The sequence below is a fragment of the Vibrio sp. 2132-1 genome (assembly GCF_033344315.1).
On sequence record NZ_JAWPON010000001.1, the window covers coordinates 229,363 to 248,908 of the forward strand.

Sequence of the window (19,546 nt, forward strand, 5' to 3'; positions counted from 1 at the left end):
TTGGCTCGTTTAGTACACAAAGACGTGCTCCCTAAATAGCTTAATCGTGTTGAAGCTAAAGCGGGAAACCACTCGAAGCGTTTTGCGTAGATTACAATATAGTTAATAAGAAGAACTTAATTGAGCCGTTTGCGCTATCGATTGGGCTAAAAATATAAGACTTATGCGCTCTGGCTTGCTGGCAACGATGAATCAAGAGTGAGCACTTTATGTTCGAACGGGTCATTTCATTTTTAGAAACAACGCTGTTTACCTTTAACGAACAACCTATCACGTTGTGGGCGATATTGATGGTGCCGACATGGGTGATTGTCGCTTTATGGTTGTCCAAAATTTTAATCAAAACCGTTACGTCAAGAATGTCCTCATCGGGGAAAGATCCAAACGTTATTCATTTGGTTAAACGGATATTATTTGTCATCGCTCTAGCCATTATTTTTATGACCACACTTTCGATGATCAATGTGCCAATCACCGCGTTCGCCTTTCTGTCTGGTGCCATCGCTATCGGCTTCGGTTTTGGTGCACAAAACATCATTAACAACTTCATAAGTGGCTGGATTTTGATTGGTGAAAAGCCAATCCGAATTGGGGACTTTTTAGAGGTTGAGGGCGCCAAAGGCATTGTCGAGCAAATAAATACACGCTCAACGAGAATCAGACGAACCGATGGTGTTCATATGCTCATACCCAACAGTCAGTTGATTGAGAACGTGGTGATCAACTGGACGTTATGCGACAGATTAGTTCGTGGCTCTGTCGTCGTCGGTGTCGCGTATGGGAGCGATGTCAAACAGGTTGCTGCCTTAATGGCGGAAGTGACTTCGCAGCAAGCGCAAGTTCTGAGTTCGCCAGCGCCAGATGTGTTTTTTCAAGACTTTGGTGACAATGCTTTGATCTTCGAATCTTATTTTTGGATTAACTCAACGGTTGAGGGCGGTATTCGCTCGGTCGCAAGTGCCATGCGTTTTGAAATCTACGAAGCTTTCGAAAAGCACGGCATTGAAATCGCGTTTCCACAACGAGATGTGCACATTGATGGGCAAATCAAGTTGTCTAGGGAGAGAAACGGATAGGGCGATAAGCGGTATTGGTGTTCTTATCTTGGTGTCGAGTAACCATAGCGAGGCGGTCACAACACGGATTCACCTCGCTAGAAACCAGTTTGAAGACGTTATTGGTTGTCCCACATGACTTCGCATTCTTCTTTGATTGCTGATTTTAGCAACTCAATCAGTGGAAACGCTCTGCGTCCTAGGCTTACCGCGGGCTCTGCTTGTTCTTCCTCTTCGTCTACATCAGTAGGGAGGTTTTCTTCAGCTGCATTTTTCGCAGATAGAGCAGAAGTTAATTTTGATAGCGCGTCAGGAACATCTTGAGCGGAAATTGATCCCGGCACCGTGCCGCTGTGCCCCATCATTTTGAGCATATCTAATGCAATATCACCAAACATTGTGACGTTTGAGTGGCTTCGACAACGAAATGTTATGAGCATTTACCTGATCCTGTTTTATATGTTCGCTTTGAAACTAAATTGTAGCTGAAATCAGACACTAATTAATGTGATGAAGACCGTTGAGCGTTAAGGTTTTTATGAGTAACAATAAAAAACGGGCACGTACGTCTGCATGCCCGTTTAAATACATTATTTGATTATGATAGTTGATGATTTACAAGCTATACGGATCGCCTAGAGCCAATGCGACCCTAGAAGCAGGAGACTTTCCTAACGCACGGCAAATTTGCCAACCCGCTTCATTGATGACGCTAAGGTCAACGCCTGTTTCAATCCCAAGTTGCTCACACAGATAAAGTACATCTTCCGTTGCAACATTGCCACTAGCTCCTTTCGCGTAAGGGCAGCCGCCGAGCCCCGCTACTGCGCTATCAATGGTGTTGATGCCCATTAACAAGGCTTGGTAGATATTGGCTAATGCTTGTCCATAAGTGTCATGAAAATGTACTGCGAGCGCGTCTTTTGGCAGTAGCGTTAACAACGAATCCAGCATGGCGATAACGCGATTTGGGGTTGCTTTTCCGACAGTATCGCCCAGAGAAATCTCATAACATCCCATATCAAACAGCGTATTTGCGACCTTGGTAGTTTGCTCTGGCATGATGTCCCCCTCATATGGACACACCATGGTACAAGACAAGTACCCGCGCACAGGAATGTTGTGCTGGTTCGCCAATTCGATAACGGGCTCAAAACGGGCTATGCTCTCCGCAATGCTGCAGTTGATGTTCTTCTGGCTGAACGCCTCTGAAGCGGAGCCAAACACCGCGATTTGCTTTACACCACTTTCGAGCGCACGTTCTAACCCTGCTAGGTTCGGTGTTAGCGCACTGTACACTACATCAGGCTGTCGAGTGATACCCGCAAATACCTGTGCTGAATCGGCCATTTGTGGTACCCACTTTGGGGAGACGAAAGACCCAGCTTCAATGTGTTTTAAACCACTGGTGCTTAGTTGATTGATCAAACGGATTTTATCGACCAGCGACACTGCCGTTTCATTTTGCAGGCCATCGCGTGCACCGACTTCGACAACATTAACTTTCGTTGGCAGCATACTCGAGCTCCTTATCTTCGCTGGCGTTATCCGATGACGAAGCCAAATGCAGCAGGATAGAACCATGTTGTACTTGGTCTCCGTGCTGATAAAACAATTCGTCGACTTTTGCTGCTACCGGAGCCGTGATGGTGTATTCCATTTTCATTGCTTCGAGTACCAAAAGCGGATCGCCCGCCGCCACTTCGTCACCTTTAGCCACCATGACAGCCGAAATTATGCCGTTGAGTGGCGCGGTTGGACTTAGCTCATCGTCAATATCTTTTGCAGAGTCAAAGTTAGGTTGATGAGCAAACGTGCGTTGCTGGCCAAGATAAAACAGTGTTGTTCTTTGTTCATCGCTAAGTGCATTAAAGGTGTAACGCACATTATCAATATCGACGATAAACTGGTTGTCACTTTCAAGCAGGATGACCTGATGCAACTCCTCACCGCATCGGATAGTGAAGTGAGATCCTGTATCTTGAGATGATTGTTGCAAACGTGCCTGATGGTTGGCATTGGCATCCGTGAAGTTAAATCGGTAAACGTTGTCAACCGACAACCTAAAACCTCGTTTGGTTGGCGCGGGTAACGTTGAGCTGTCTGATTTTGAAATGAGATCATTCCAACGAGCAACCGCCGCCAATGTAAGCCAGATTGAATCCGAGACGTCTTGCTGCTCATTTATGCCTTGTTGATGTCTTACGAGGAAACCTGTATCGAGCTCAATCTCGGCAAAGGCTGGCTGCGAAATAATACTGTGCAGATAACCAATGTTTGTCGTTACGCCACGTACGTGATATTGAGTTAACGCCTGCTTAATCTGCTTTAGAGCGATATCACGAGTTTGCCCCCAGACGATCAGCTTGCTGATCATTGGATCGTAATATTCGCTGATGCTATCGCCTTGGGTAACACCACTATCAACGCGTACGCACGCTAGGCGCACACTACTGTCTGATACGGGTTCTTTTAAGTAATCAATGCGGCCAGTCGACGGCATAAAGTCATTGTCTGTATCTTCTGCGTAAATTCGCAGCTCAATTGAATGACCGTTGTGGGTGATTTCCGATTGCGAAATAGGTAAATGCTCGCCAGCTGCGACTTTGAATTGCCACTCCACCAAATCAACGCCGGTGATCAATTCAGTGACAGGGTGTTCAACTTGCAGACGGGTATTCATCTCCATGAAGTAGAATTGACCTCGGCTATCGAGTAAGAACTCCACCGTGCCAGCGCCAACATAGTCGATCGCTTGAGCGGCCTGAACCGCAGCTTCACCCATTTGTTTACGCAGTTCATCACTAAGACCGGGAGCTGGTGCTTCTTCGACTACTTTTTGGTGACGACGCTGAATGGAACAATCGCGATCAGAAAGATAGACACAGTTGCCACGCTGGTCAGCGAATACCTGAACTTCCACGTGGCGAGGCTGCAATATGCATTTTTCGATTAGAAGCTGCTTATCGCCAAAGCTTGAAAGTGCTTCACGCTGCGCTCCGTCGATAGCCAGCGGCATTTCGGCTGCGCTGTTGACCACTCGCATGCCTTTGCCGCCGCCACCTTGTGTTGCTTTAAGCATCACTGGGTAACCGATTTTTTCAGCTTCCGCTAATAAGTGCTCTACGCTGTTGTCTGTGCCGTGATAGCCGGGAACCAAGGGCACGTTCGCCTCAGACATGATGGCTTTGGCTTGCGACTTCGAACCCATTGCTTCAATTGCGCTGGTGGAAGGGCCAATAAAAACAATGCCATTTTCGCTGCACGCTTTCGCCAGTTTAGGGTTCTCGGAAAGAAAACCATACCCAGGGTGGATAGCATCGGCTTGCCATTTTTTCGCAGCGCCGATAATTGCATCGATATCGAGATACGATTCACTCGCAGGAGCGGGGCCAATGAATTCAGCGAAATCCGCTTGTTTAACATGTAAGCTGCTGCGATCCGCTTCGGAATAGACGGCAACCGTCTCTATAGCCATGCTTTTTGCGGTTTTAATGATTCGGCAGGCAATTTCACCGCGGTTTGCGATCAGTATTCTTTTAAACATGATTCCTCCAATTGGCGGCGCGCTTTTCAAAAAATGCACTCAGTCCTTCTTGTCCTTCTTCGGACACGCGGGCGGTTGCAATAGCTTGGCTGGTGTATTCAATTAATGAATGCTCGATAGGTTGATTGTCACAACGTAAGCAGAGCGTTTTTGCTGCCTGCATGGCTTGTGGACCGTTGTTAAGCAGGTGATCAATGGTGCGATTGACGGCTTCACGTGGTTGAGAGTCTATCTGATGAAGAATACTCATCGATAGTGCGGTTTCGGCATCAATCAGTTCCGCGGTTAAAAAGTAGCGTCGGCTTTGTCGTTGTCCAATCGCTCGAATGACGTAGGGTCCGATTGTCGCGGGTAACAAACCGAGTTTCACTTCACTCAAACAGAAGCGGCTTTCAGGTGTACCGATAGCGATATCGCAGCAGCAGATAAGCCCAAGTGCGCCGCCAAATGCAGCGCCATGCACCATAGCAATGGTTGGTTTGCTAAAGGTATCCAGTTTGTGCAAGAGCAACGCTAACTGCTGTGCATCTTGCAGATTTTCCCCCTCGGTTTTGGTGGCCATTGACTGCATCCAGCCAAGATCCGCACCCGCAGAAAAGTGTTTACCTTGCGCCGTTAGTACCAATGCACGTAGAGAGTTGTCTCTCTCAAGTTTTTCCAAGGTGTCGATAAGTGAAGCAATTAATTCATCATTAAACGCGTTGTGTTTCTCTGGTCGATTGAGGCTCAACCAAGCAACGCCATTGCTGTCTTTTTCAAGCAGTAGTCCGGTCATGTGACTTCCTTTGTCTGACATTTCAGTCTGTATTTCAATGCTCGCTAACCATTACTTTTTAAACATCGGTATTCGCGAGGAGTTAAGGTTTGCCTTGCATCCGGCTACATGCGGAAGATGCCAAATTTACTGTCTGGTATTGGCGCATTAAGCGCAGCAGACAGAGCAATGCCGACAACATCACGGGTTTTCGCAGGGTCAATAATGCCGTCGTCCCACAGGCGTGCACTGGCGTAGTATGCATGGCTTTGAGTCTGATATTGCTCCGCAATTGGACGTTTGAACGCTTCTTCTTCCTCTACGCTCCAGCTTTCACCTTTGCGAGTTTTGATATCGCGGGTCACTTGCGCCATCACGCCAGCCGCTTGCTCTCCACCCATGACGGAGATGCGCGCGTTTGGCCACATCCACATCATTGTTGGATCATAAGCGCGGCCACACATGCCGTAGTTTCCTGCGCCATACGATCCACCAATAACCACGGTAAACTTCGGCACGTCTGCACACGCAACAGCAGTTACCATTTTCGCACCATGTTTGGCGATGCCTTCGGCTTCGTACTTCTGACCGACCATAAAGCCCGTGATGTTCTGCAAGAAGAGCAGAGGAATTTTGCGTTGTGCGCACAGCTCAATAAAATGCGCGCCTTTTTGTGCTGATTCCGAAAATAGAATGCCGTTGTTAGCGACAATGCCAATCGGCATACCGTGAATATGGGCAAAGCCACAGACCAAGGTTTCGCCGAACAAGGCTTTAAATTCATCGAACTGGGAATCATCAACAATTCGGGCAATGACCTCTTTAACATCAAACGGCTTTTTGAGATCGGTCCCGACGATGCCGTACAGCTCTTGGGCAGGAAAATGTGGTTCCTGTGGTGCTTTTTGCTTGAGTTGAACGGGTTTCAAGTGGTTAATTTGAGAAACGGCTTGTCTTGCCAACTCTAACGCGTGGTGATCATTTTCTGCGTAATAGTCCGCCACACCAGAGGTGCGACAATGAACGTCTGCGCCACCAAGATCTTCCGCACTGACTTCTTCACCTGTCGCTGCTTTTACAAGAGGTGGACCTGCCAAAAAAATCGTGCCTTGTTCTTTGACTATGATGGATACGTCGCACATGGCAGGGACATAAGCGCCGCCAGCGGTACATAGCCCCATGACCACCGCAATTTGTGGAATGCCTTTGGCCGACATACGGGCTTGGTTGTAGAAAATACGGCCAAAATGGTCTTTATCTGGGAAGACTTCATCTTGGCGGGGGAGGTTAGCACCGCCAGAGTCGACTAAGTAAACACACGGCAGTTGGCATTTTTCTGCAATTTCTTGTGCTCTTAAGTGCTTTTTCACGGTGAGTGGGTAGTAACTGCCGCCTTTTACCGTCACGTCGTTCGCGACGATCATGCACTCAGTGCCGTCAATCACACCCACACCTGCAACCACTCCAGCACATGGAACGTAATCTGGATACACATCCCAGCCAGCAAATTGACCAATTTCTAGAAAGGACGAACCAGGGTCGAGTAGGGCAAGAATGCGCTCACGTACCGGAAGTTTGCCTTTCTTCTGCTGATGCTCGCGGGCTTTCTCACCGCCACCATCTTCTATTTGGGCAGTCACGGTATAAAGTTGATCTACAAGTGACGCCATAGAGCGGTAGTTTTCCTGATACTGCTCTGAATGGGTATTAATATTGGTCGTCAAACAAGCCATAAATAGCCGATCTCCATTCGGTAGACGGGTGTCACCACCCGTCTTTATTTAGGTTGAATAAGATTTAGATTGAATAAGGAAGTTGTTTCGAGTTCGAACCGCCTAGGTATGATGATTAGGCGCTTTCGTTAAACAATTCGCGACCAATAAGCATGCGGCGAATTTCTGAAGTGCCCGCACCGATTTCATACAGCTTGGCATCTCGCAACAAACGGCCCGTATCAAACTCGTTGATGTAGCCGTTACCGCCAAGTAGTTGAATCGCATCCAGTGCCATCTTGGTTGCCAGCTCTGCGCTGTAGAGGATCGCGCCAGCAGAATCTTTACGTGTGGTTTCACCGCGATCACAAGCGGCAGCGACGGCGTAAACATACGCTTTAGCGGCATTCATTTGTGTGTACATATCCGCGATTTTTGCTTGAACTAGCTGGAATTCACCGATGGATTTACCGAACTGTTTACGGTCGTGAATGTAAGGCACAACGATATCCATACACGCCTGCATGATGCCAAGTGGGCCGCCTGCAAGCACCACACGTTCGTAGTCGAGACCGCTCATCAATACTTTCACGCCTTGGTTTTCTTCGCCGAGAATATTTTCCGCAGGGACTTCGCAGTTTTGAAAGACCAGCTCACACGTATTCGAGCCGCGCATACCCAACTTGTCGAGTTTTTGTGCTTGAGTAAATCCAGGGAATCCGCGTTCCACAATAAATGCCGTGATGCCTTTGGAGTGCTGGCTTGGGTCGGTTTTTGCGTAGACAACATAGGTGTGTGCATCAGGGCCGTTGGTGATCCACATTTTGTTGCCGTTTAGCAGGAAAATATCGCCTTTACGTTCGGCTTTAAGCTGCATAGAGACCACATCAGAGCCGGCGCCGGGTTCACTCATTGCAAGGGCGCCGATATGTTCACCGGAGATGAGCTTAGGTAGGTATTTCTCTTTTTGTGCTTGTGTGCCGTTGCGGTGGATTTGGTTGACACAAAGATTGGAGTGAGCGCCGTAACTTAATGCGACCGAGGCGGAAGCTCGGCTGATCTCTTCCATAGCGACAACGTGGGCGAGATAGCCCATGCCTGCACCACCAAACTCTTCGCTGGTGGTCACGCCTAAAAGACCCATGTCACCCAGTTTGGACCAAAGATGGTTTGGAAAGTCGTTAGATTGGTCGATAGATTGCGCTAGCGGCGCAATTTCTCTTGCAGCAAAACTATTGATTTGCTCGCGAAGCAAATCGGTATTTTCGTCATAAACAAAGTTCAGGGAAGAGTAGGTAGATTTCATTGCGTGTCCTTGCCTTTACGTCACCTACATCCCAGAGTTGAGGTGTTAGGTGACTTTTTCGCCTTTCATGGATCTCAGTGTGTTTTGGCATCGCAACTGTGCCGCATTTAACTCCATCATTACCGCTTGAATGTCGTTTGCTTGCTGCTGCAATGCTGCCTTCTTCTCTTCGATCAACCGAATCATATAGTTCAACTGCTCAGTACTTTGATCGGTATCGTAGAGTTCAAATAACTCTTTGATATCTGCAAGAGAAAAGCCCAATCGCTTACCTCGCAAAATCAGTTTTAGTCGAATTCGATCACGACCATTGTAGATTCGAGTGTTGCCTTTACGTTCTGGAGTTAGGAGACCTAAATCTTCGTAGAAGCGAATACTTCGGGTAGTAATGTCGAACTCTTTCGCGAGCTCGCTGATCTTAAATGTGTTCATTCCTTAACCTTACGACTTTCGTATAACATTCATACGAATATACAATTCGTTAACGTTAAAGTAAACAAACAACATCCACTCTTGAGCCTTGATATCACTCGCATTTACTCGAAATAAAAGAATCACTCGAACAAACAACAACCTCAAACTTGACGTTAACGTAAATGTTAGTATAGTTATGACGTAAACGTCAACAAAAGGTTAATGGAATGAAAAATGAAACATGGATTGTTGCCGCCAAGCGAACGCCTATCGGCTCTTTTCAAGGTGCATTAGCTTCAACCGATGTCACGGAACTAGGTGCGAAAGCCATCCAAGGGGCACTAGCCGAAAGCCAACTCGATGTGCAAAAAATAGACGAAGTGTTGATGGGATGCGTTTTACCCGCCGGCGTGGGGCAAGCGCCAGCAAGACAAGCAAGTCTTAAAGCAGAAATGCCACAATCGATTGGTTGTACGACACTGAACAAAGTTTGTGGTTCGGGTATGAAAACCGTGATGCTGGCATATGACCTTATTCAATCTGGTAATGCGCATGCTGTCATCGCTGGTGGCATGGAAAACATGTCGTCTTCTCCTTATCTATTAAAGAAAGCGCGTGATGGTTTCCGTTTAGGTCACGAGCAAGTGCTTGATCACATGTTTTATGACGGGTTGCAGGATGCCTACCAAGGCGAGCTGATGGGTGTCTTTGCAGAACAGACGGCGCAAAAGTATCAGTTCAGCCGTGAAAGTATGGATGCCTGGGCGCAGCAGTCGATGACTCGTGCGCAGCAAGCAATCGAGCAAGGTTTGTTCAAAGAAGAGATCGTGCCTGTTAACGTAAAAAGTCGGCGCGGCGAAACCTTGGTTGTAGATGATGAGCAACCGAGCAAACTCGACGTCACTAAAATTCCTACCTTACGCCCTGCGTTTGCCAAAGATGGCGGCGTAACCGCAGCAAACTCTAGTTCCATTTCGGATGGTGCGTCGGCAATGATCTTAGTCGATAGTGAGTTTGGTCGTCAGGAAAACCTTCAGCCTCTAGCCAAAATTGTCGCGTACAGCACGCATGCAAGACAGCCTGATGAGTTCACCATCGCACCAGTCTTCGCGATTGAATCGCTGCTGGAAAAAACGGGCTGGGACAAATCGGACGTGGACCTTTGGGAAATCAATGAAGCTTTTGCTGTCGTGACTCAATACGCGGTAAAAGCACTCGAACTGGACGAGAGCAAAGTGAACCCTCGCGGAGGGGCTTGTGCGCTGGGGCATCCAATAGGCGCAAGTGGCAATCGAATCCTTGTCACTTTGATTCATGCGCTAAAACAAACTGGTGGTAAGCGTGGCGTTGCATCGCTTTGTATTGGCGGCGGCGAAGCTACCGCTATCGCGATTGAAATCTGCTAAATCACTCTCAACAAAGTTTCACTTACATAACAGTAGTCAGTAACAAGCTGAAAAATACAAGGATGTCATCATGACAGAACAAGTAAAGCAGTATATCGGTGGTGAATTTGCCATCTCCGATTCAAAACAATGGCTAGATGTAACCAACCCGGCAACCAACGAAGTGATTGCACAAGTACCTTGTGCCACGGAATCGGAAATGAATGCGGCGATTGCCAGCGCAACAGAAACGTTCAAACGCTGGAAAGAAGTTGCAGCGCCGGAGCGTGCTAGATTGATGCTGCGTTACCAACATTTGCTAAAAGAGCAACACGATGAGTTGGCGATACTGCTTTCAAGTGAGACAGGCAAAACCCTCGCGGATGCAAAGGGTGACATTTGGCGTGGGATTGAAGTCGTAGAACAAGCGGCGAACATTTGTAGCTCAATGATGGGCGAAACGGTTGAGAATGTCGCAACCAATATTGATGGTTACTCTTACATTCAACCGCTCGGTGTTTGTGCTGGCATCACACCGTTTAACTTCCCTGCGATGATCCCATTGTGGATGTTCCCGATGGCGATCGCTTGTGGCAACACCTTTATTTTGAAGCCGTCAGAGCAAGTGCCACTAACGGCAATGAAACTGGCGGAGCTGTTTGAACAAGCTGGCGCACCAAAAGGCGTATTGCAAATTGTTCACGGGACCAAAGAGCAAGTCGACCGCATTCTGACTGATCCAGTTGTTCGTGCGATCTCTTTTGTTGGCTCTGTGCCCGTTGGTGAGTACATCTACAAAACAGGTACAGACAACCTGAAACGCGTGCAGTCATTTGCAGGTGCTAAGAACCACATGGTCATCATGCCGGATGCAAACAAACAGCAAGTCATCAATAACCTAGTTGGCGCGTCAGTTGGTGCTGCAGGCCAACGCTGTATGGCTATTTCGGTTGCCGTATTTGTCGGCGAAACCAAAGAATGGATTCCAGAGCTTAAAGAGGCGTTAGCTCAGGTTCAGCCTGGCGCGTGGGATGATGAAACCGCTGGTTATGGTCCACTGATTAGCCCTCAAGCGAAGCAGCGAGTGGTGAATCTGATTAATGAAGGCAAAGCGTCAGGCGCGAATTGTGTTCTGGACGGGACAGATTGCCAAGTACCTGGCTTCCCGAACGGTAACTGGGTGGGGCCAACACTGTTTACTAACGTGACCACAGACATGTCGATTTATCAGGAAGAAATTTTCGGGCCTGTACTGTTAACTATGGAAGTGGATGACCTAGATGAAGCGATTGAACTGATCAATGCAAACCGCTTTGGTAATGGTACGTCTATTTTCACGGCGAACGGCGCTGCCGCGAGAAAGTATCAACACAATATCGAAGTAGGTAACGTAGGCATCAACGTGCCGATTCCAGTGCCATTGCCATTTTTCTCATTTACTGGGTGGAAAGGCAGCTTCTACGGCGACCTGCATGCTTACGGTAAACAAGCGGTTCGCTTCTACACCGAGACGAAAACTGTCACCGCGCGTTGGTTTGAAGATGACATTCCAAGCGGTCCAAACATGACCATTCAACTTAGCTAATTACTGGATTAGCGACACCTCTAGCCAAGCGCCACCGTTTAAGTGGGCTTGGCTCGGATACAAATGCAACGAATTAGACCTTAGGACTTCAAGATGGATTTTGAATTAAACGAAGATCAACTCGCGTTTGCCGAAGTAGCAAAGCAGTTTGCAGACCAAATGTTAGCGCCTCATGCGGCCGAGTGGGATGAAAACCATCATTTCCCTAAAGACGTACTGCGTCAAGCAGGTGAACTTGGTTTTCTGAGCATCTATACGCCGCCAGAGCATGGTGGCTTGGGGTTATCTCGTTTGGATGCGGCGATCATTTTCGAGCAGTTGGCTATGGGTTGTACCGCGACTACTGCGTTTATGACCATTCACAACATGGCGACGTGGATGATAACCAGCTTTGCCAAAGCCGAAGTGGCGCAGCAATTTAGCGCGGATCTAATTTCGGGTGAAAAGCTCGCTTCCTACTGTTTAACCGAACCTAATGCCGGCTCTGACGCCGCTTCTCTAACGACTAGCGCAGTGCGTGATGGCGATGAGTTTGTCCTCAATGGAGCAAAAGTGTTTATCTCGGGTGCGGGTGATACAGATGTTCTCGTCGTGATGGCGCGTTCGTGTGGTGAAGGAGCGGGTGGCGTTTCTGCATTCGTTGTTCCTGCTGATTGCGAAGGCATTAGCTACGGTAAAAAAGAAGCCAAAATGGGTTGGAACTGCCAGCCAACTCGCATGATTACCTTCGAAAATGTCCGCATTCCGGCTGACTATCTGTTGGGTGAAGAGGGAGAGGGCTTTAAGTTCGCCATGCTTGGCCTTGATGGTGGTCGAATCAATATCGCTACTTGTTCCGTCGGTACTGCGCAACAAGCACTGAACGAAGCCAAGCAATACATGAACGAACGCAAACAGTTCGGCCGTTCACTGGCGCAATTTCAAGCGTTGCAGTTCAAGCTTGCTGATATGGCGACTGAGCTGGTCGCTGCGCGTCAAATGGTGCGACTCGCTGCCGCTAAACTCGATGCCCAGCACGCAGAAAAAAGTGCGTACTGTGCCATGGCAAAACGCTTTGCTACTGATGTGGGCTTTAAAGTCTGCGATCAGGCGCTGCAAATTCACGGTGGCTATGGCTACATCAAAGAATATCCAGTCGAGCGCCATTTCCGAGACGTTCGTGTTCACCAAATCCTTGAAGGTACCAACGAAATCATGCGTCTGATCGTCGCAAGACGATTACTAACGGAAGGCGTTGAGCTGCTTTAGTCAGCGAGACACAGCCTTACCTAAAGAAATTAAAAAGGACTGAAAGATTATGACGGCACAAATCAAATTAGAGCGCGAAGCGCATATTGCCAAGCTCACGATTAGTAATCCGCCAGCGAACACTTGGACGCTTGAGTCTTTGAATCAGCTAAAAGAGTTGGCAATTGAACTTAGTAATGATCGCTCTATTTATGCGTTGGTTTTAACAGGCGAAGGCGAGAAATTCTTTTCTGCTGGAGCAGATCTTAATAACTTTGCATCGGGTGATAAATCACAAGCAGCAAACATGGCGTTCGCATTTGGTGAAGCGTTTGAAGCGCTTTCTGCATTCGATGGGGTTTCTATCTCAGCGATTAATGGCTATGCGATGGGCGGCGGTCTGGAAGTGGCGATGGCGTGTGACATTCGTATCGCAGAAGAACAAGTACAAATGGCACTTCCTGAAGCATCGGTAGGTTTGTTGCCGTGTGCGGGTGGGACGCAAAACCTGACCGCGTTGGTAGGTGAAGGTTGGGCGAAGCGTATGATTCTATGTGGCGAACGAGTGACGGCCGAGCGAGCGGAAAAAATTGGTTTAGTCGAAGAGGTGGTGGCGAAAGGTCAAGCACTCGAAGCGGCTATGGAACTAGCGCAGCGTGTTGCAGGTCAATCACCGAAATCTGTGTCAGCGTGCAAAACGCTCATTCAAGGTCGACGCAGCCAAACTCACGCGGCTGGATTGGTTTTGGAGCGTGAACTGTTTTTACAGCTGTTCAATACACAAGATCAGACTGAGGGTGTGAATGCGTTTTTGCAAAAGCGCAAGCCACAATGGACAAACAGCTAGCGGAGGCCAAATGACAGGTACAGTAAATGTTTCAAAACTTGAGTGCGCAGATGGCTCTGTTATTGGTGTGCTGGAGCTTGATAATCCAGCTGCTCTCAACGCGTTGAGTTACGTGATGATTGAGAAGTTGTACAAACAGCTTAATGAATGGCAAACGGACGACAGCGTCGTCGCGGTATTCTTGCATGCTCAAGGTGAAAAAGCGTTTTGTGCTGGCGGAGATATTCAAGCGATCTACCGTGCACTTGAAAACAAAGAGCAAGACTTTGATTCTGCGTTTTCAGCGATGGAAACCTTCTTTGACCTCGAATATCGCTGTGATCATCTTATTCATACTTATCCAAAACCGATCATCGCGTGGGGACATGGTTATTTGATGGGCGGGGGAGTTGGCCTGTTTATGGGCGCAAGTCATCGCGTAGCAGAAACCACCACCCGCTTTGCAATGCCAGAGATTAAAATTGGCCTTTACCCAGATGTAGGCGCGACGTACTTCCTAAACCAGTTGCCAAAACATTTGGCTCTGTTCTTAAGTTTGACGGCTTGCCAAATTAGCGCAACAGATATGAAAGCGTTGGGGTTAAGCCAATGGATTGCACAGCCAGAAAACAAGCAAGTGCTGCTGGATCTGCTTGCATCGGTAAGTTGGAAAGGTGAAGCGAACATCAACGAAAAAATCGCTACTACGCTGCGTTCGGTACACGTGGACGAGCCAAGCGAAGGGATGTTGATGCCCTATGCGGAATTGATTGAGCAGTTATGTTCGGGTGACTTAGCGTCAATTGTTGACGCAATCAGCAGTGCTAACGTTGATAACAAGTGGTTCGTCAATGCGCAGAAGTCACTGAACTATGGCAGTCCGTTGTCGCTCAGTATCACTTATCAGCAGTTAACGCAGTATCAAAATCTCTCTTTGAAAGCGTGTTTTGATATGGAGTTTAACCTAACACTACGTTGTGGCTTAGAAGGTGATTTTAGAGAAGGGGTTCGTGCGCTGATTATTGATAAAACCAATCAACCGACTTGGCAACATCGCACGGTTTCTGACGTAACGCCACAAGTTTTGGAGCGCTTCTTCTCGCCAATTGACTCAGCAGAATACCCACTGACCGCATCGTCGGTAGCTATAGCGGCACTTTAGTACAAGGAAGAAATACGATATGGACAAAATTGCATTTATTGGCCTTGGTAACATGGGTGCGCCTATGGCTAAGAATCTACTCAAAGCGGGCTTGAATGTCGAAGTATTTGATTTGAACCCAAGCGCAGTTGAGGAGTTGACCGCATTGGGCGCTTCAAGTGCCGATTCCGTTCAGCAGGCAGTACAAGGTGTTGACGTGGTTGTCACTATGCTGCCAGCGAGCCAACACGTTCAAAGCGTTTATCTTGGTCAAGATGGCATCTTAGATAGCGTCGAATCAGGTACCTTGCTGATTGATTCTTCCACCATCGATCCGGTGACTGCTCGTTTGGTTGGCGAAAAAGCATCGCAACTTGGTATCAGTTTTGTTGATGCACCAGTATCTGGTGGCGTTGCGGGCGCAGCAGCAGGTACGTTAACTTTCATTGTTGGCGGCTCGCAAGAGAACTTTGTTCAAGCCAAAGCGGTGCTTAGCCACATGGGTAAAAACATCTTCCATGCGGGCGATGTTGGAGCTGGTCAGGTCGCGAAGATCTGCAATAACATGATGTTGGGCATTTTGATGAGCGGCACCTGTGAAGCACTAAATTTAGGGATGGAAAACGGACTCGATCCCAAAGTGCTTTCCGACATCATGTTGCAAAGTTCAGGGCGTAACTGGGCGCTAGAGCTTTATAACCCTTGTCCAGGTGTGATGGAAAATACGCCTGCAAGCAATGGTTATCAAGGCGGCTTTATGAGCCAGTTAATGGCTAAAGATCTGGGTCTTGCGATGGAAGCGGCGGTTGCCAGTCAAACATCAACGCCAATGGGCAGCTTGGCTCGTAATCTGTTTAATTTTCACAACGGTCAGGGCAACGGGCAAAAAGATTTTTCAAGCTTGTTTGAGTTCTACCAAAAGCAAAATCAGGCCTAAGGAGCGCTTATGGAGTTAGCAAATAAGGTCATTGCGATCACGGGGGCAGGGCAGGGGCTGGGTAAACAAATGGCACTGTCACTGGCGGAAAATGGCGTTCATCTTGCGCTTATCGACCTCAATTCAGATCAACTGGCTGAAACGAAAGCGGAATGTGAATCTCTCGGCGTTACCGCTCGTTTTTATGTGACGAACGTGACTGACGAACAGCAGGTGTGCACTGCTTTTGAGCAAATTGAGGCAGATTTCAAGCAGCTCAATGGCGTTATCAATAACGCAGGTATTATGCGTGATGGTATGTTCATTAAAGTCAAAGATGGTCAGGTTAACACGATGTCGCTGGAACAATTTCAGTCTGTTCTAGATGTGAATGTAACAGGCACTTTCCTGTGTGGCCGTGAAGCGAGCAAGGTAATGCTGAACACCGATAGCAAAGGGGTTCTGATCAACATATCCAGCGTTGCGCGTGCCGGGAATATTGGTCAAACCAACTATTCAGCATCTAAAGCGGCGGTAGCCACCATGGCAACGGTGTGGGCGAAAGAGTTAGGGCGTTTCGGAATTCGCTCAGTGGCGATTGCTCCGGGTGTCATCAAAACTGCCATGACAGACCAAATAAAACCTGAAGCGATGGAACGTTTAATCGGAATGATTCCGGTTGGACGTTTAGGTTTGGCGGATGAAATTTCATCGACCATAAAATACGTGTTAACCAACGAATTCGTGACCGGACGAGTGTTCGAAGTCGATGGCGGAATGCGAATGTAACCCCCTCTGCAACATAAAAAAGGGGAGCGAGTTTGATTGTCCGCTTCCTTCCACTTTCTCCTTTCTTTTATTGCTTCTATCTGAAAAATGTATTGGATGCATGGTCGACTGCTATCTCATCGAACGGTATAAAAATTGATTCTATTTCTAATGTGAATGGTTAGTTCTATATTGCTTGTCATGTAAATGTATTAACTCACAACTAAGACGATCTTTTGTCTCACTAACGAGATCGTTATTCTTGGTGTGTAAAAAACATTCTTATTGGTCATATTGTAACCGAAAACTATTTCGGCATCTAAAGATGGTGATTTATTATTCAGCGCAAAATACATGGGAATATGAGGCTGACTGAATAACCTTCAGTTGTCTTAATAATAAATAATCAGAATTCTCAATTACACTGAAGTAACTACCCATTAGGGAAGAGCAATAATGTCACTATTTCATTCGCTTAGGACGATGCCGCTATTATTGGGGTGTCTGTGTTTTTCTGTTCAGGCCTCCACAGAAAAGGTGGAACAGGAAGGTAAGTTTTTACAGTCGTTAGAAGGCATCGAAAATCAAATTTACGCATTACCTCAGAGTTCTTTAGCTTTGATTGAAGCGTTAGAAGAAGAGTCTTTACTACAAAACCAACCAACAGCGCTGTTGGTGCGTTACTGGCTTGCCAAGGCCACGGTTTTAGAGCTGCTAGGGCGCGTAGAAGAGAGTCAGAGTGTCGTTCAAAAAGGATTGGAGCTTGTACGTCCACAGAGCCATGAGTATCTCCTGTTTAAGTTGATTCAGATGCGAACTATGGTTGGAAAGAGCGATATCGATACCGCGCTTTCTGCGTTGGATAGCTTGTTGGAAACATCGCGTGAGAATGGTGATAAGCAACTTGAATCAGAAATCCTGTTGCTAAAAGGACGCTATTACGATGAGCAAGGTGAGTTTAAAAAATCCTATGCTGCACTTATGTCGTCCATGGATGCGGCTGAATCTTCAGGTGTTCACGGGCTGGTCGAACGTGCAGCACTAGAGCTAGGTGACGTACTTGTCAAAATTCAGGGTTACGACCGATCTGAGGCGCTTTTGGAACAAGCATATCGCTATTTTAGGGATAGGCGTATGTCGTTCAATGAGTTGTTGAGCGTTTTGACGATAGCGAAACTTCATAAAGCACAGTTCCAATACGAAGAGGCGATAGCGTCATATCAGCGAGCGTTAAAGCTGGCTCAAATTATCGGTGATGGACGCTTTAGATTTCGAGTTAACCTTGAACTTTCAGCTTTATATCGCGAGACGAAACAAGAAAAGAAGATGGTTAATCACTTGAAGCTGGCGGAGAATTTACAGTACAGAGAAACGTCTAGCGCGTATTTGGCAACATTTAAGTTGTTACAAGCCGAATATATGTTAGAGCAGCAGCAATTTGAAATACTTTTAGCGATGATCGCGCCAATGCTGCCGGAGATTATAGAGAGTCGATACGTCAAGCAACAGCAAATGGAGCTACTAAAAGTCGCCGCTATGGCCTATGCGGGAAGCAATGACTTTAAACTAGCATTCGAAACTTACGGTAACTATCACGATAAATTTATCCAATTTAGCAATCAAAGAGAAGTTGAAAATCTTGAGCGCCAGCAGACGTTATTTGAGTTGGAACGACTTGAATATGAGAACGAAGATCTCAACTGGAACAATGTTTTGCAGCGTATGGAGCTAGAAAATAACCGTCGTACTTTTTACTTATTGGGTGAAGCGCTACTTGCGCTCATCGGTGTTCTATTTTTGATGGCGGTAGTATTTCTCGTCGTCAATCGCTCGCGTTTGAGAATGCGTCGCCTCGCAAAGACAGACACATTGACAGGGTTGTTCAATCGCCGTTTTTTAGAGGACTGGTTCACTAAGCCAGTAGAAGTGAGGCGTGAGCGAAAAGAGAAACCGGTACCTCAATCTAAGCAAGAAAAAATACAACACTTTGTTTTTGAGCAAGTCGAGCAAGTTAAGTACGGTTATCTAGCTTTAAATAAATGGGTAGATAGCAAACTCGATAAACAGAAAATGGTGCCAAATAAACCACAATCGGGGCCAGTAACTTTAGCGTTAATCGATGTGGATTATTTCAAGCAGGTAAATGATACCTATGGGCATGTGTTTGGAGATACCGTACTAACGGGCGTTGCCAAAGTGTTGGAGGAAACTGTACGTGAAAACGACATTGTTGCTCGCTTTGGTGGTGAAGAGTTTGTTGTTGTTATGCCCAATACAGACCATGAAAACGCCCTTATTACTGCCGAACGTTTACGTAGCGCTTTATCCCTACATGGCTTTGTTACGGAACAGAAAGAAGAAGTGAGAGTGACCTGTAGTTTTGGAGTCGTTACCACTGAAGATAATGAGATGAGCTTTAAATCACTTTGCGATCAGGCCGATAAATTGCTTTATCAAGCGAAAGCGAACGGACGCAACTGCGTGAAAGGTCGCTCGCTAGCGTAACAGAAATCAAGAGTTCAGGCTCATCGCACGATGAATCTGAACTTATCCCTCCCATTTACTTTGATAGCCAAGTGACTTTGAGATCCTTGCTTCGAATATAAAACGCTGAATCTAACATCTTAAAGTCACTTGGCGATATTACTTAAAAATGGCTTAAGGATATCGAATCGCATATTCATGGCGTTCAACATAACCTCTCTTTTTGCCTCCTTCACCTTCAAAGTGCGAATGCCAGTTGTGTCTACAAAACTATAACAAACTAGTGTGTCTATTCTTTGTACAAATAAACCGTGTACAGGTGAAATGATTAGTGGTCGATATAAATTTTTTGTGGCACAGATTTTTGTTGTTCAAAAATCAACTCGTTCATCATCGTTTTAAAAATAGAGAAAGAGTTAAGTGTTT

16 protein-coding genes are annotated in these 19,546 nt (G+C 46.9%); 9 read left to right on the forward strand and 7 right to left on the reverse strand.

The genetic code is table 11. The features are described from left to right. Positions 1 to 209 precede the first annotated feature (209 nt). Positions 210 to 1,076: a mechanosensitive ion channel family protein gene (locus tag R8N47_RS00935; RefSeq protein ID WP_053349207.1), complete on the forward strand. Its 867-nt coding sequence runs from the start codon at positions 210 to 212 to the stop codon at positions 1,074 to 1,076. 98 nt (positions 1,077 to 1,174) lie between these two features. Here R8N47_RS00935 and R8N47_RS00940 read toward each other — a convergent pair whose 3' ends face one another. The 7 genes from R8N47_RS00940 to R8N47_RS00970 form a co-directional block, all read right to left on the reverse strand. Then, positions 1,175 to 1,495, reverse strand: coding sequence for a DUF1840 domain-containing protein (locus tag R8N47_RS00940; RefSeq protein ID WP_053349206.1), 321 nt, complete (start codon positions 1,493 to 1,495; stop codon positions 1,175 to 1,177). A 175-nt stretch (positions 1,496 to 1,670) separates the two neighbouring features. Further along, positions 1,671 to 2,573, reverse strand: a complete 903-nt coding sequence (locus R8N47_RS00945; RefSeq protein ID WP_064354698.1) for a hydroxymethylglutaryl-CoA lyase — start codon at positions 2,571 to 2,573, stop codon at positions 1,671 to 1,673. Further along, positions 2,554 to 4,602, reverse strand: a complete 2,049-nt coding sequence (locus R8N47_RS00950) for an acetyl/propionyl/methylcrotonyl-CoA carboxylase subunit alpha (protein WP_064354699.1) — start codon at positions 4,600 to 4,602, stop codon at positions 2,554 to 2,556. The genes R8N47_RS00945 and R8N47_RS00950 overlap by 20 nt, the downstream gene beginning before the upstream one ends. Beyond that, positions 4,595 to 5,377: an enoyl-CoA hydratase-related protein gene (locus tag R8N47_RS00955; protein ID WP_005373249.1), complete on the reverse strand. Its 783-nt coding sequence runs from the start codon at positions 5,375 to 5,377 to the stop codon at positions 4,595 to 4,597. Before R8N47_RS00955 ends, R8N47_RS00950 begins: the two co-directional genes overlap by 8 nt. Before the next feature lie 104 nt (positions 5,378 to 5,481). Further along, a complete protein-coding gene (locus R8N47_RS00960) occupies positions 5,482 to 7,089 on the reverse strand; it encodes a carboxyl transferase domain-containing protein (protein ID WP_005373247.1) in 1,608 nt (535 codons plus the stop codon). Between the two features lie 115 nt (positions 7,090 to 7,204). Further along, the gene (locus R8N47_RS00965; RefSeq protein WP_020838009.1) at positions 7,205 to 8,374 is read right to left on the reverse strand and encodes an isovaleryl-CoA dehydrogenase; all 1,170 of its coding nucleotides are present in this window, start codon (positions 8,372 to 8,374) and stop codon (positions 7,205 to 7,207) included. 45 nt (positions 8,375 to 8,419) lie between these two features. Then, positions 8,420 to 8,806 (reverse strand): MerR family transcriptional regulator, encoded by a 387-nt coding sequence (locus R8N47_RS00970; RefSeq protein WP_005373242.1) that lies wholly within the window; start codon positions 8,804 to 8,806, stop codon positions 8,420 to 8,422. Positions 8,807 to 9,015: 209 nt separating this feature from the next. Between R8N47_RS00970 and R8N47_RS00975 the strand changes: the two genes are divergently transcribed. The 8 genes from R8N47_RS00975 to R8N47_RS01010 all read left to right on the forward strand — a co-directional run bounded on the left by R8N47_RS00975 (position 9,016) and on the right by R8N47_RS01010 (position 19,141). Beyond that, complete coding sequence (locus tag R8N47_RS00975) at positions 9,016 to 10,194, forward strand: thiolase family protein (protein ID WP_064354700.1); 1,179 nt, start codon at positions 9,016 to 9,018, stop codon at positions 10,192 to 10,194. A 70-nt stretch (positions 10,195 to 10,264) separates the two neighbouring features. Beyond that, positions 10,265 to 11,758: a CoA-acylating methylmalonate-semialdehyde dehydrogenase gene (locus R8N47_RS00980; protein ID WP_029798081.1), complete on the forward strand. Its 1,494-nt coding sequence runs from the start codon at positions 10,265 to 10,267 to the stop codon at positions 11,756 to 11,758. 93 nt (positions 11,759 to 11,851) lie between these two features. Continuing rightward, complete coding sequence (locus R8N47_RS00985; protein WP_005373226.1) at positions 11,852 to 13,006, forward strand: acyl-CoA dehydrogenase family protein; 1,155 nt, start codon at positions 11,852 to 11,854, stop codon at positions 13,004 to 13,006. A gap of 49 nt (positions 13,007 to 13,055) precedes the next feature. Beyond that, entirely contained in the window at positions 13,056 to 13,832 is a 777-nt protein-coding gene (locus tag R8N47_RS00990) for an enoyl-CoA hydratase (RefSeq protein ID WP_064354701.1), read from the forward strand. Between the two features lie 10 nt (positions 13,833 to 13,842). After that, a complete protein-coding gene (locus R8N47_RS00995) occupies positions 13,843 to 14,973 on the forward strand; it encodes an enoyl-CoA hydratase/isomerase family protein (RefSeq protein ID WP_213913555.1) in 1,131 nt (376 codons plus the stop codon). 19 nt (positions 14,974 to 14,992) lie between these two features. Then, the gene (mmsB, locus tag R8N47_RS01000; RefSeq protein ID WP_064354703.1) at positions 14,993 to 15,889 is read left to right on the forward strand and encodes a 3-hydroxyisobutyrate dehydrogenase; all 897 of its coding nucleotides are present in this window, start codon (positions 14,993 to 14,995) and stop codon (positions 15,887 to 15,889) included. Positions 15,890 to 15,898: 9 nt separating this feature from the next. Beyond that, the gene (locus R8N47_RS01005; RefSeq protein WP_005373217.1) at positions 15,899 to 16,657 is read left to right on the forward strand and encodes an SDR family oxidoreductase; all 759 of its coding nucleotides are present in this window, start codon (positions 15,899 to 15,901) and stop codon (positions 16,655 to 16,657) included. A gap of 462 nt (positions 16,658 to 17,119) precedes the next feature. Then, positions 17,120 to 19,141: a diguanylate cyclase gene (locus R8N47_RS01010; RefSeq protein ID WP_081248210.1), complete on the forward strand. Its 2,022-nt coding sequence runs from the start codon at positions 17,120 to 17,122 to the stop codon at positions 19,139 to 19,141. Positions 19,142 to 19,546 lie beyond the last annotated feature (405 nt).